The sequence below is a fragment of the Kiloniella sp. genome (assembly GCF_048270245.1).
Taxonomy (GTDB): domain Bacteria; phylum Pseudomonadota; class Alphaproteobacteria; order Kiloniellales; family Kiloniellaceae; genus Kiloniella.
Window position 1 is genome coordinate 30903 of the sequence record NZ_JBLWTH010000008.1, and the last position, 13353, is coordinate 44255.

Genomic DNA, 13353 nt, shown 5'->3' on the forward strand with positions numbered 1-13353 from the left:
AATCACTCAATACTCTCTAAAAATTGTTTCACCTCGGCAGAGGTCGGAATAGCAACTGAAGCGCCGGGCTTTGTCACTGCCAGTGCCGAAGCTGCGCTGGCTCTTAACATGGCGTCTTTTAAGGGTAACTCTTGTGCAATAGAGGATAAAATATACCCAACGAAGGTATCTCCGGCCCCTGTTGTATCAACGGCTTCAACTTTAAATGACGGCACTTCAATAGTTTCGTTCTCTGAATAACAAATGGCACCTTGCGTACCTCTGGTTATAATTACCACCGGGCAAAGTTCGGCAAGTTTGCTCAAATCTCCCTGACATTTTGTTTTTGCAAGTTCTTCTGCTTCAAGATCATTTACAATCAACAAATCCACGAGATTATAATCGATTTCTTTTGCTGCACCATCAAAGGGCGCAGGATTAACAGCGATACGGGCACCCTTTTCTTTAGCCAATGAAATCATCTTATCCAGATTAGGCATTTCGTTTTGAAAAAGGACCCAACTTCCTTTTTCAACATCTGTTAGCTTGCCAGATAAACTATTCATACTAAGTTCATGATTAGCGCCTGCAAAAAGTAAGATACAGTTTTCTGCATTATCATCGACCTGAATTAAAGCATGTCCCGTTGCAACAGATCCAACTTCGATCGATGATGTATCAACTTTTGAAGATTTCAGTTCTTCTATAATCCAGGTATGGTCATCACCAACCACGCCAATATGCTTCACAGCCTCACCTGCTCTTGCCAAGGCAACAGACTGATTAGCACCTTTTCCCCCGAGAACCCGTTGATAAGACTTGCTTGATAAGGTTTCACCCGGTTTCACAAAATAAGGAACTCGATAGACGTGATCGACGTTTATCGAACCAATATTGGTAATTGTATTGTGCTTCACGAAACTCTTTCTGAATAATGCAATAGTTAGTCGATCATACACAGGTCAATAAAAGTCCGACAATAATTTTCTGGCTGGTAATTTTTTTGGATTTGATCCTGCTTAAACAACCAACCAACGTCTTGGAATATTATCACCGATATCCCTTGTTATTATTGACTATCAACCTACTTATCAATATAATTTCAAATGAAACTATTATCTTATTCAACTTAACCAAGGGTTACACACGATGAAGAAGTATCACCGTATAAAAATGACCCTTAGTTATGCTGCTTGTGCTTTTCGCCTGATGGCACGCACAAAGATTCTTGCCCCCTATATAGTAATGACAATAGGGCAAACTCTATCCAATGAAAACAGAGGCTTATCCAGAGGATCACCTCAGTAACAAAGTTAGAAACACCCTAATTTTGATTACTTTCTATGGATAAAAAAGATGACCACAATGAACAAAAAGGCTGAACGTTCAGATTTGTTTGATAACCCTATGGGCCTGAATGGCTTTGAATTCGTAGAGTTCGCAGCCCCCGATCCACAGGTTCTGATTGATCTATTTACAACAATTGGGTTTACCCTTGTTGCAAAACATCGCTCTAAAGACGTTGATCTCTATCGTCAGGGCAACACGAACTTTATTCTCAATAAAGAGAAAAACAGCCCGGCCTATTATTTTGCGGAAGAGCACGGCCCTTCCCCCTGTGGTATGGCGTTCAGAGTAGATAACGCACACCAAGCTTATAACAGAGCTCTAGAACTTGGCGCGCAACCACTGGATATTCCTTGCGGTCCAATGGAACTCAAACTTCCAGCAATCAAAGGCATTGGCGGCGCACCGGTCTATTTAATTGATCGATACGAAGATGGCTCTAGCATTTACGATATCGATTTTGAGTACTTACCGGGTGTTGAGAAAAATCCTGTAGGCTATGGCATGGATATCATCGATCATCTTACCCATAATGTATATCGTGGTCGCATGGCCTATTGGGCAGAGTTTTATGAGAAGTTCTTCAACTTCAAAGAAATTCGTTTCTTTGATATTAAGGGCGAGTACACAGGCTTAACATCGAAAGCGATGACGGCACCTGATGGTAAAATTCGTATTCCGCTGAACGAAGAATCTTCCGCAGGTAAAGGCCAGATTGAAGAATATCTTATGAAGTTTAATGGCGAAGGTATTCAGCATATCGCGTTAACAACACCGGATATTTATAAAACAATATCAGATATGCGCGCCAATGGTGTTGAGTTTATGGATGCACCTCCAGAGACCTATTATGAAATGTTGGACGAACGCCTCCCCGGTCATGGTGAAGATCCGGAAAAGCTTAAAAAACTCGGCATCCTCTTGGATGGCGCAACTGAAGCTGGCGATCCGCGTCTTTTGCTTCAAATCTTTACCAAATGCGTGATCGGCCCTGCTTTTATTGAAATCATTCAGCGTAAAGGCGACGACGGATTTGGTGAAGGTAACTTCAAAGCCCTGTTTGAATCAATCGAACGCGATCAGGTTAATCGCGGCGTGCTAAAAACAGACTAAACCGCTATCATCAAAAATAAAGGGCGCTTTATTTTATAATCAGCGCCCTTTTAGTTTTTATAACTGTATCTTTTCCACTTAAGCTCATTCAGCATCTATCTGGTTTTCTGGTCTCGCTTTATCAAAGGCTTCTAACTTTAGACAGTGTTCTTCAATTCTTCTTATTTCAGTAAACTCGGCAATCGATATATCAAACCTATGGGCATTATACAGTTGCGACACCAAGCAACAATCAGCCATTCCGGGCTCTGAGCCAAAACAATATAGCCCTTCTGATTGACGTGTTTTTAAACGTTGCTCAAACGCGGATAATCCCTCTAGAACCCAATGCGCGTACCATGTGGATTTCTGGTCTTGGGAAAGTAACATCTCTCCGGTGAGATACTTTAGAACCCGTAAGTTATTTATTGGGTGAATATCGCAGCAGACCAGTTGAGATAAACTTCTTATGAACGATCTATCAGCGGGATTATCTGGTAATAGATTATGCCCGGGTAGGGTTTCTTCCAGATACTCAATAATTGCCATCGACTGCGTTAGAGTTCCGTGCTTGCTAGTTTCTATCGCTGGCACAAGTTTTTGCGGGTTGATCTGCTTGTATCTATCCCTTAATTGCTCCCCACCATTTTTAACGAGATGAACAGGTATTATATCGTATTCAACCCTTTTGAGGTTTAAGGCAATTCGAACACGATAGGCTGCTGTTGATCTCCAATAGCTATAGAGTTTCATAAGTCAGATGTCCTCGACCAGTTTATCTGCGCCAAAGCATTTATCTGCATTTTTCAAAACCCGCCCCATGAGGCTCTCTAGCGTTTCTTTTTCAACGTCACTCAGACCATTAAGGATTTCCTGTTCACGTTTTAGGACAAGCGGGATAAGTTCCTGAAGCGTATCATTACCCTTCTCGGTCAAAAGTAAATTCACCTTACGTTTATCAAGGTCATCCACATGACGTTCTATGAATTCTTTTTCCAATAGCCCCTTAATTGCTCTGCTAACCTGAACCTTATCCAAACTGGAATAGTCGACTACTTCGCTGGCAGAAAGTGGTTGGCTATTTCCCAAAACAACCATTACGCGCCATTGATAAACCGTCAGTCCTTTTGACTTTGTATAAACCTCGGCAACGGATTGACTTACTGAGCGGTAAAAAACACGGACTTTATAAGGAAAGAAGTCTTTTAAATCTAAAACTTCATGATCTGGGTTCGTTGTTTTTTGATCTGTCATTTCGTCTTATTCGCCACGTTTTTATGAATTGAGTTACTTGTTTTTTGCTTCTTCAACAAATTGATATTCCCTGTGCTAATCCATCAACAAAGCAGGAAGCCAAAGGGATAGTGCCGGGAAAAGGATCAAAAGAGCCAGCCGCACAACATCCGCCATCAAAAATGCAACTACGCCTCGGCTAATGGTTTGCAATTTCAATCCCGGTGTCCCGGCCATGATAATAAACAAGTTCATGCCTACAGGCGGAGTGATCAAGCCGACCTCGACCACAGAAACCATAATCACACCGAACCAAATCGGATCAAAACCCATATTGGTAATCAAAGGATAGACAAAGGGCAGTGTCAGCAGGATCATTGATAACGCATCCATAAAACATCCCAAAATGACATAGAAAATGATCAATAAGATCAGAATTGTATATTCATTCCATCCTAGTTCACCGACGTAAGCGACCAAAGCTTGCGGTAGCCCCGTTGTCTCGACAAAGTAATTGAATACCGCGGTTCCAATGAGGATCATAAAGATCATACCGGTTGAACTCGCCGTTTCTTCAAGACATTCAATGAATGTGTGTCGATCCATTTTTCTTTTTAGAAGTGCAAGAATAAAAGCCCCAATTGCCCCAATTGCCGCAGCTTCTGTTGGCGAGAACCACCCTGCATAAATGCCGCCAATAACAACGGTAAACAACAGCATAACAGGCCAAACATTTAGCATAGCAATAATGCGTCCAGACCAATCAACAGGTGTATCTGCCGGTGCTAAGTCAGGATTTCTAGCCGTTTTTATGCGCACAGCAAGCATATAAAGTATCGTGGCAAGCAATCCAGGAATTAGGGCCGCGGCAAAAAGACGACCGATCGACTGTTCAGTCAAAATGGCATAAATAACCATAATAACGCTTGGGGGAATGAGGACGCCTAAAGTTCCACCAGCAGCAATTGTCGCACTCGCCAAGCCATCATCATAATTCCGGCGGCGCATTTCTGGCATAGCGACACGGCACATTGTCGCGGCTGTTGCCAGGGATGAACCACATATGGCACCGAATGCAGCGCAAGCGCCAACCGTCGCCATTGCTAATCCGCCCTTATAGTGCCCGATAAAAGCGTGTGCCGCATCATAGAGCGCTCTGGAGAGGCCCGCTTTGGACGAAAAGACGCCCATCAAGATGAATAACGGAATAACAGATAACGAATAAGGAAAGATTGATTCGAATGGAACCGATCCCATAATAAAGGCTACGGAATCAAAACCGTTTATGATCAAGCCACCGACCATACCAACAATACCCATAGCAATGGCAATAGGTACCCTGATGGCGATTAAACCGAAAAGAACAGCGAATGCGATAAGGCCAATTGTTGTGTTATCCATTAGCTCTTAACCCGATTTTCATTTGAAGGATCTTGCTCAAGACCAAACATCTTAATAAGGCTGTTGATTAATAGGCCGATAGAAACTACGCCTGACAAGGTTGCGCCAAGCAAAAGCGGTATCCAGTAATAAATCATCGGCAAGCCGAGGGTGATAGAGATATCGCCATACTGATGCTGCTGTTCAGCTTGTAAAAAACCAAACCACGCTATTGCGCTCATAAATACAGCGCAAAATAACATCCCAAAAGCCTGACAGAAAATAGCTACTTTTTCTGGCATCCGTTCCGAAAGAATTGCGACAGCAACATGGCTTTTTTTCATAAAAGCATAAGGAATGGAAAGATATGCGGCCGAGATAATCATCAATTGAACCAGATCAATCGTACCATAGATGCCAGCATTATCTATCTTTCTCAAAACAACATCTGTCGTTGTAATAAACATAGCGCCCAACAAAAACAGGACACCTATCCAAGCAACGTATTTAACTAATTGGTTGAAATATTTTGATATAACAAAAATCATGCTTCACACGAACAGTTCTATGATGATAAAAAAATAGTCGTCCGAATCAATCGTTAGAACGACCATTTCAAGAATAATTATTGCTCGTATTTTGCGATGGATTTTACCGCAGCATCGTAAATTTCTTGTGCATTCTTCACACCAGCCTCTTCCAAGCTTTTTAGATAATTAGCTGTGGTAGGTTCCAAAGCACGACGCCATTCGTCCCTTTGGCTATCGTCAAGAACAACGACCGGGTTTCCTTTTTTCTGGATGTCTTCAAGTCCGGGCGTATCCCAATTATTCCACCAAGGACCAAACTTCGCGACCAGTGCATCGCCAGACATATCATCAATAATTGTCCTGATCTCTTCCGGTAACGCGTTATACTTTTTCTCGTTCATAATGAAATAAAAGCTGGTTGTGTAAGCCTTGGCATCAAGATGATAATCCAGAACTTCGGCCAGCTTAAACCCATGAACGCCGTCATAGGGAAAGATCGTACCGTCAATCACGCCTTTTTGCAGGTTTTCATAAACTTGGGTAGGTGGAAGTCCAATCGGTGTTGCCCCCAGTTGCTTAAGCATCATAGATGTCGCCGCAGAAGGTGCACGCACTCGAAGCCCTTCAAGATCATCCATGGTTTTGACTTGCTTGCCCCTTGTATGAATAAGGCCGGGGTTATGAGCATGTAAGGCTAGAACCTTTAAACCTTTATATTCTTCGGCAAGATAGGTTGGATACAAATCCCATAACGTACGGGATGCAGCATCAGATGATTTTGCGAGGAAGGGAAGATCCATAATCAAAGTACGTGGCAACCGACCACGTGGAAAGCCCGTGAGACCATGAGAAATATCGACGACACCAGCTTTTACTTGATCATATTGCTTTGCGACATGTCCAAAGGCAGATCCCGCAGGAAAGATCGTTACCTTGACTTTACCCTCACTCCGTTCTTCAAGCTCTTTTGCCCAAGGCTCAAGAAACTGGGTTTGCGTTGGATGAGACGACGGTAAAAAATGGCTAAGCTTTAATTCAAATTCTGCCCCGACAGCATTTGAAAAAATAGCCGTTAATGCAGTGCTGGCAACCGTTGTCAGCGCTATAAGTGTACGTTTCATCCTATAACCTTCCCGCTCTTTTTGGTTCTACTTTGACACAGATCTTAAAATTATTTATGTGCAGACCGAGTATAGTTTCATATGAAACTATACTGCAAGCTATTCTTCAAGTCACAGGATTGATTCTAATTTACATGTGATCTCTTGGGATGGATTTCTGATAACTGCGGCTAAAGATTTCATTTTCTTCTTCATAGGCAAGCATTTTCCCTGAAATTTCAAAACTGTCCGCTCTTAAAATCATTGAAACTTCAGTTTCCAACTTGATAGACCAATCATCACGAGACATATAGCAACACCATTGTGAGTGCGCTTGTGCCCCCAAGGGAGTATCTGAGCTTATGGACCATTTTACAAAATTCGTGTGCCGAACGCGTAAAGCATGGTCCGGAATTTCTGTCGTCCCTGTGTCATCTTCGGTGATGTAGTGCGTCAAGTTACCAGAAAGATCTTTTTCAACCCTGCGGGCCGTTTTAGAGGGTGTTATCTCTTTGTATAGAGGTAGCGGGTTTGCATTTTCTGGTTCAGGCATATGAATTTCATCATCGACAACCATTTGATTGCCTGTTGCCCTGACAGGTAGTGAAAGAGCAGTATTTTTACCCAGAAAAATTGAGGCCGTTACATGATACGGGGAAGGCATGATCAAAGGCCAATAGGCTGTCGAAATTGAAATCCTAATTTTGTGCCCCGGTAAAAAACGATAACCAATGTGATCCAAGATAACTGTAACATCTTCCCTTTGCCCTGGAACCATTTCCTTTGGCTTTTCGTTGCCCTGTCGATGTGCCAGGTTCAAAACCCCGAAACACACACGATGAGAAACACCATCAGGATGCACATCAATCAAACGAACTGCCAGGTTTCCTAATGGTGCATCAATAGCCACGTTTAAAGATAACGTCGGTTGGCCAAGGATCTCAATGGCGTCACTCAGAACATCTGTTTCAAAGACCAAAGATCCCCCGTCATCAATACGTTGATCACCCGGTGTTTCTGTATCAGGTTTAAGCGCAAAGACCTCGCCACACGCGATACCCGTATCTTCAGGAGAACAAATAGACATCTGTCCCTCAGCATGATTGGTCTTTGAGAGACTGTAATCAGTGTTCAAATATAAACTTTGGGATACGATACTATCAGACGGCCAGACGTTTTCGGCAACCCATCTCCCCTCTTCATGTTCTCGCCAACGTGAAGGCCTGACATTCTCAGAAATATAAGCACGATAAGCTGGTAAGCTTTCTACATTATTCTGCTTTTCACAAAGCCAGCGGTCCCACCAACGTAAAGCTTCTTGGTGGAAATCTGATCTAGGGTACGGATAGGCAAAGTGTGGATACTTGTGCACCCAGGGACCATTAATCGCTTTAGCAAGACCCGGCATGTTTTCTGCTGCAATTGGAGGCGCATTTTTATAAGCATCGGCCCAACCAGAAATCACCAAACTTGGTATCTCCAGAGCCTTATAGTCCTGTTCAATAGAGCCATGCTTCCAGAAGTCATCATAGCTTTGATGCGACAACCATTCGTCCAGAATAAGATTTGCGCCCTCTAAGCGTTCAAGCCACATTTTCCGCCATTTATCACCAACCAAGGCTGGATCAGGCGGACGGTTAGCATAACATTGCATTACACCAGCCCAAGACAGGTTAGAATTCAAATGGCAGCCGCTTTTATAGTGAATATCAGCATTATAACGATCTACGGTAGAGCCAATTGATATGACAGCTTTTAATGGTGCGGGTCGCAGGGCCGCAATTTGCAAAGCATTAAATCCCCCCCAGGATATCCCCATCATCCCCAGCTTTCCACTGCACCAGAGCTGTTCTGCAATCCAGTTAATCGCTTCTACACCATCAGAGAGTTCGCGCGGGGAATATTCATCGTCAAAAACACCATCAGATTCACCAGTACCAGATATATCAACACGGACGCCTGCGTATCCTGCACGGGCAAAAACAGGATAGGTGCTTTCGTCCCTTTGTGCCGTACCATCACGCTTACGATAGGGAAGATACTCAAAGATCGCAGGAACAGGTATAATTCCCCCCTCTTCACCCTGCACCAAATCAGGCATCCAAATACGTGCCGATAATTGTCGACCATCTTTTAGCGGTATCCAGATATTCTCCCAGACGCAAAAACCATCGTGTTGAGTAACATCTGTTTGCGGTTGAAAATTTGTCGCCATATCGCACCTCAAAAAGCTATATCTGGAAATGTAAACAGTCATGATAAAACTGGCATAAAAAAACTGGATACGAAGGCCTCACGAAAAGCTCTCGCACCCAGTTACAAATAAAGCCAGATAATGTACCCGATTTATTTCAAGAAAGGCTCTGCCTTCATTGTATCCGCAATCGGAGCACCCATTCTGGAAAGGATCGTGGGGGCAAGTTGTAACTGATCAAGAACTATATCTTCTTTGGGGCCATTACCGCCACCAAACCAGTACAGCGCAACATCCTGTTGATCTTCTCCACGCCCACCGTGGTGTCCACGGTCAGATTGACCATGATCAGCCGTTACGATGACTTCGTAGCCATTCCCTATCCAACGTGGCAGGAAATGCGCAAGCATTGCATCAATGGCAAAACAGGCTTGATCCATCTCGCCGCAATCATGCCCAAACCTGTGCCCCATGGAATCAAGCGTACAGGTGTGCAAGATGCCATAGTCAATCTTATAACGTTCCGTTAGCATCGTCAGCGTCGCAAACAAATCAGCGTCTGATGGAGTCATCTGATTTATGTGTCCATAGCCGGTCATGGTATGAAAACGACCATGATTGATTGGACCATCGTCTTCGTCATATTCAATATCACGTACCATATCAAACGGCGCGCGATTAAAGAATTCTGACCAGAACGAATGCGTTACGGCGCCTGTTTTTCCACCTGCAGCACGGACCTGGCTAAAAATATCGGCCTGTTTTACGCGGAAGATTGATTGATTGGAAACTACGTGGTGCTGTTGCGGGGTTACGCCTGTGTGGATAGACGCATAACAAGACGCAGATGTTGATGGTAACACTGCCCGCATTTTCCAAACACGCGCTTCACTGGATTGAACCCAACCTTCTAGGTTCCCCATATAACGACGCGCATCTCTCCAAGGCTGACCATCAAGGATGATCAACAACACTTTATTTTTAAGAGCCAAGAGACAACCTCCCTAAACAGTACTAATAACAGGCCATCATGTGAAATATTGACCGCGGATATAAGTGCCGACTAATTGCCGGCACTTTCCATTTTTCGATGCGCCAAGACTTCTTCCAACCACCCCAATTTCATTTCTGGTACTGAGGAAAGTAAAAGGTCTGTGTAATCATCGAACGGAGGAGACAGAACTTCGGATTTGGTTCCGTATCTCACGAGTTCCCCAAGATACATAACAGCGATGGAATCAGATATTGATTTCACCGTTGCAAGATCATGGGTAATAAAGAGATAGGCAACATTCTCTATCTTTTGCAAATTAAGCAAAAGCTTTAAAATGCCATCTGCAACCAAAGGATCAAGCGCGGATGTAACCTCATCACAGATAATCAGCTTGGGTTTCGCAGCCAATGAACGTGCAATACAAACACGTTGTTTTTGACCGCCGGAAAGTTCCGCAGGATAGCGATCGATAAACTTTTCGCCCATTTCGATTTCGTCAAGCAACTCGATAACGCGTTTACGTTTTTCAGCACCCTTCATTCCGAAATAAAGTTCCAGAGGGCGACCAATAATCTGACCAACTGTCTGACGTGGGTTCATCGCTACATCAGCCATTTGATAGATCATTTGAAGTTCACGCAAATCATCTATGCTTCTATCAGGGAGTGCTGGTGCTAACTCTTTTCCGTCAAAGATAATACGTCCGTCACTCGGCGGTAAAAGCCCGGTGATCACCCGTGCAAGCGTCGATTTTCCAGACCCAGACTCACCGACGACAGCCAGTGTTTGCCCCGGATGAATATCAACAGAAACATCTTTCAGAACCTGAATTTCTCCAGAGTAAGAAGCAGAGATATTCTCCACACGAAGAATTGGGTTATCCGTTGGCTTTTTCTCTTCATGCGTAATAGAATGGGCTTTCACCAATTCCTGGGTGTACTCTTCTTTTGGCGCCTCAATGATTTCTTGAACAGTGCCATGTTCAACCATATTACCGTGACGCAAAACAAGAATTTCATCAGAAACCTGTGCCACCACAGCCAAATCATGGGTGATGTACAGGGCAGCAACACCAGTATCTCTGATCGCCTTTTTAATCGCCGCTAAGACATCAATCTGTGTTGTCACATCAAGTGCCGTTGTCGGTTCGTCAAAAACGATCAAATCAGGTTTAGGGCACAGTGCCATTGCCGTCATAACACGTTGCAATTGCCCGCCCGATACCTGGTGCGGATACCGATTACCTATGTTTTCCGGATCAGGAAGTCCTAGGGACCTGAAGAGTTCAATAGCACGTTCTTCTGCCTGTGCTTTGTTTGAAAGCCCATGTAAAATGGTGGTTTCAATTACCTGATCCATCAAGCGCATTGCGGGATTAAAAGAAGCTGCGGCAGACTGGGAAACGTAAGTTACCTCCCTCCCCCGTAGTTGCCTTAAACCTTGAGCCTGAATTTGCAAGATGTCCCGTCCATTGACGAAAACTTCACCGCCTGTAATTTCAACACCACCCCGACCATAACTCATCGAAGAAAGGCCAATAGTTGATTTACCAGCACCACTTTCACCGATTAACCCCATAACCTGACCTTTTTTCAGGTTAAGAGACACATCATGAACGATGGTAATGTCGTGGGGCTTTTCGCCCGGAGGATAGACGGTTGCACCGATTTTGAGTTTCTTAATCTCAAGAAGATTATCAGACATTATCCGCGCCCTCCTTTTAGATCACTCGTTCTATTGAGTATCCAATCCGCAACAAGGTTTACAGAGATTGCCAGAACAGCAATTGCTACCCCAGGAATTAATGCAGCTGGTATTCCAAATTGGATACCATCTTTATTATCTTTAACCATGCTTCCCCAGTCTGCTTCTGGGGGCTGAATTCCCAAACCGAGAAACGATAAAGAAGAAAGGAAAAGAACTGCGAAGATAAATCTTAATCCTAACTCTGCAATCAACGGAGAAAGTGCATTCGGAAGAATTTCTCGAAAGATAATCCATTGCGTTTTTTCACCACGCAAACGTGCTGCTTCTACATAATCCATAACGTTAATATCAACAGCCACAGCTCTTGATAGACGGTAAACACGGGTACTGTCTAGTATACCCATCACGCAAATAAGAGTTACGAGATTACCGGGCAACACTGTTAGCACAACCAATGCAAATATCAGGGTTGGGATTGACATTAGCAAGTCGACAAAACGAGAAAGAATCATGTCAAACCAACTACCAGTTACTGCTGCTGTAAACCCTAAAACAGATCCTAAAGTAAATGAGATTATAGTCGCAGCACCCGCGATAAAGATTGTTGTTCTGGCACCATAAATCAAACGACTAAGTACATCTCGGCCAATGCTGTCAGTACCAAGCCAAAAGCTTGACGAAATCGGTTCCCATGAATCACCAACCGGTTCTGCCATGTCATAAGGAGCTATAACAGGTGCAAAGATTGCGATAAGTAAAAAGCCTGTTGTTGCAATCAGACCGATTAAGGCACTTATAGGGATACGTTTAAAATTCATTATTCATTCCCTTACTTCGGATGTCTTAATCGTGGATTTGCTATAATTGAAACCAGATCAGCAATGATATTCAAGGATATGTAAACGCTTGCAAATATCAATGCACAAACCTGAACTACAGGTACATCGCGCTTAGAAACATGATCAACCAAATACTGCCCCATTCCTGGGTAAGCGAAGATAACTTCAACAATTACAACTCCAACAACTAAATAAGCTAAGTTGAGCATAATAACATTTATAATTGGAGCTATGGCATTTGGAAAAGCATGCTTCCTTATTACTGTAAAGGGGCTTAATCCTTTTAGCTCAGCAGTCTCAACATAAGCAGATTGCATAACATTCAAAATGGCAGCTCTGGTCATACGCATCATGTGCGCAAGAACAACAAGAACTAACACCGATACGGGAAGCCCTATGGTGTGTAGTTTTTCACCTAAAGACATACCATCATCAATGATCGCAACAGAAGGAAAAACTCTGTATTGCACAGAAAGGAAATAGATTAGCAAATAACCTATAAAAAACTCTGGCAATGAAATTGATGCCAACGTTATCCCTGAGATAACTTTATCAGGCCAACGGTTTTTATATTGAACAGCAAGAAGACCTAAAATAACGGCTAGAGGAACAGAAAAAAGGGCCGCCCAACCTGCAAGGAAAAGCGTATTACCTAGTCGAGAAGAAATACCTTCTGCTATCGATTTTCCATTTGAATATGCGGTACCTAAATCCCCCTGTAAAAATGCAGACAGCCATTTAAAGTATCGAACGTAAGCCGGGTCATTTAGGCCTAAACTCTTTCTTAAGTTCGCAACAGCTTCCGGTGTTGCTGACTGGCCCAGAATAGATTGTGCGACATCTCCTGGCAAAATTTGGGTACCGATAAATATCAACCCAGATGCCAGAAAGAGGAGAAGGAGGCCCAACGCTATGCGTTGAGCCACCAAATTTAGAATGGGATGTCCCATGAGACGCT

At 43.5% G+C, this 13353-nt stretch carries 12 protein-coding genes; 1 reads left to right on the forward strand and 11 read right to left on the reverse strand.

The genetic code is table 11. The features are described from left to right. Positions 1-2 precede the first annotated feature (2 nt). Positions 3-896: a ribokinase gene (locus ACN0W5_RS16175; RefSeq protein ID WP_417455117.1), complete on the reverse strand. Its 894-nt coding sequence runs from the start codon at positions 894-896 to the stop codon at positions 3-5. Between the two features lie 439 nt (positions 897-1335). Here ACN0W5_RS16175 and hppD point away from each other — a divergent pair, with 439 nt between their 5' ends. Then, the gene (gene hppD, locus ACN0W5_RS16180; RefSeq protein WP_417455118.1) at positions 1336-2439 is read left to right on the forward strand and encodes a 4-hydroxyphenylpyruvate dioxygenase; all 1104 of its coding nucleotides are present in this window, start codon (positions 1336-1338) and stop codon (positions 2437-2439) included. 84 nt (positions 2440-2523) lie between these two features. On the opposite strand, the gene maiA is transcribed toward hppD, so the two are convergent. The 10 genes from maiA to ACN0W5_RS16230 form a co-directional block, all read right to left on the reverse strand. Then, positions 2524-3171, reverse strand: a complete 648-nt coding sequence (gene maiA, locus ACN0W5_RS16185) for a maleylacetoacetate isomerase (protein WP_417455119.1) — start codon at positions 3169-3171, stop codon at positions 2524-2526. 3 nt (positions 3172-3174) lie between these two features. Then, positions 3175-3672: a MarR family winged helix-turn-helix transcriptional regulator gene (locus ACN0W5_RS16190; RefSeq protein ID WP_417455120.1), complete on the reverse strand. Its 498-nt coding sequence runs from the start codon at positions 3670-3672 to the stop codon at positions 3175-3177. A gap of 75 nt (positions 3673-3747) precedes the next feature. Continuing rightward, positions 3748-5052, reverse strand: coding sequence for a TRAP transporter large permease (locus ACN0W5_RS16195; RefSeq protein ID WP_417455121.1), 1305 nt, complete (start codon positions 5050-5052; stop codon positions 3748-3750). After that, the gene (locus ACN0W5_RS16200) at positions 5052-5498 is read right to left on the reverse strand and encodes a TRAP transporter small permease (RefSeq protein WP_417455122.1); all 447 of its coding nucleotides are present in this window, start codon (positions 5496-5498) and stop codon (positions 5052-5054) included. Before ACN0W5_RS16200 ends, ACN0W5_RS16195 begins: the two co-directional genes overlap by 1 nt. Before the next feature lie 158 nt (positions 5499-5656). Beyond that, entirely contained in the window at positions 5657-6682 is a 1026-nt protein-coding gene (locus ACN0W5_RS16205; protein WP_417455123.1) for a TRAP transporter substrate-binding protein, read from the reverse strand. Positions 6683-6812: 130 nt separating this feature from the next. Continuing rightward, positions 6813-8876 carry a CocE/NonD family hydrolase gene (locus ACN0W5_RS16210; protein ID WP_417455124.1) on the reverse strand — a complete coding sequence of 688 codons (2064 nt, stop codon included), beginning with the start codon at positions 8874-8876 and terminating at the stop codon, positions 6813-6815. 131 nt (positions 8877-9007) lie between these two features. Continuing rightward, positions 9008-9847 (reverse strand): alkaline phosphatase family protein, encoded by an 840-nt coding sequence (locus ACN0W5_RS16215; RefSeq protein WP_417455125.1) that lies wholly within the window; start codon positions 9845-9847, stop codon positions 9008-9010. Between the two features lie 71 nt (positions 9848-9918). Next, positions 9919-11553 (reverse strand): ABC transporter ATP-binding protein, encoded by a 1635-nt coding sequence (locus tag ACN0W5_RS16220; protein ID WP_417455126.1) that lies wholly within the window; start codon positions 11551-11553, stop codon positions 9919-9921. Then, positions 11553-12374: an ABC transporter permease gene (locus ACN0W5_RS16225; protein WP_417455127.1), complete on the reverse strand. Its 822-nt coding sequence runs from the start codon at positions 12372-12374 to the stop codon at positions 11553-11555. Before ACN0W5_RS16225 ends, ACN0W5_RS16220 begins: the two co-directional genes overlap by 1 nt. Before the next feature lie 11 nt (positions 12375-12385). Continuing rightward, positions 12386-13345 carry an ABC transporter permease gene (locus ACN0W5_RS16230; protein ID WP_417455128.1) on the reverse strand — a complete coding sequence of 320 codons (960 nt, stop codon included), beginning with the start codon at positions 13343-13345 and terminating at the stop codon, positions 12386-12388. Between the last annotated feature and the right edge of the window lie 8 nt (positions 13346-13353).

Excerpts from the sequence above, each read along its gene's own strand:
- hppD (WP_417455118.1), top strand. The coding sequence starts at position 1,336 with ATGACCACAATGAACAAAAAGGCTGAACGTTCAGATTTGTTTGATAAC.
- maiA (WP_417455119.1), bottom strand. The coding sequence starts at position 3,171 with ATGAAACTCTATAGCTATTGGAGATCAACAGCAGCCTATCGTGTTCGA.
- ACN0W5_RS16190 (WP_417455120.1), bottom strand. The coding sequence starts at position 3,672 with ATGACAGATCAAAAAACAACGAACCCAGATCATGAAGTTTTAGATTTA.
- ACN0W5_RS16195 (WP_417455121.1), bottom strand. The coding sequence starts at position 5,052 with ATGGATAACACAACAATTGGCCTTATCGCATTCGCTGTTCTTTTCGGT.
- ACN0W5_RS16200 (WP_417455122.1), bottom strand. The coding sequence starts at position 5,498 with ATGTTTATTACAACGACAGATGTTGTTTTGAGAAAGATAGATAATGCT.
- ACN0W5_RS16205 (WP_417455123.1), bottom strand. The coding sequence starts at position 6,682 with ATGAAACGTACACTTATAGCGCTGACAACGGTTGCCAGCACTGCATTA.
- ACN0W5_RS16210 (WP_417455124.1), bottom strand. The coding sequence starts at position 8,876 with ATGGCGACAAATTTTCAACCGCAAACAGATGTTACTCAACACGATGGT.
- ACN0W5_RS16220 (WP_417455126.1), bottom strand. The coding sequence starts at position 11,553 with ATGTCTGATAATCTTCTTGAGATTAAGAAACTCAAAATCGGTGCAACC.
- ACN0W5_RS16225 (WP_417455127.1), bottom strand. The coding sequence starts at position 12,374 with ATGAATTTTAAACGTATCCCTATAAGTGCCTTAATCGGTCTGATTGCA.
- ACN0W5_RS16230 (WP_417455128.1), bottom strand. The coding sequence starts at position 13,345 with ATGGGACATCCCATTCTAAATTTGGTGGCTCAACGCATAGCGTTGGGC.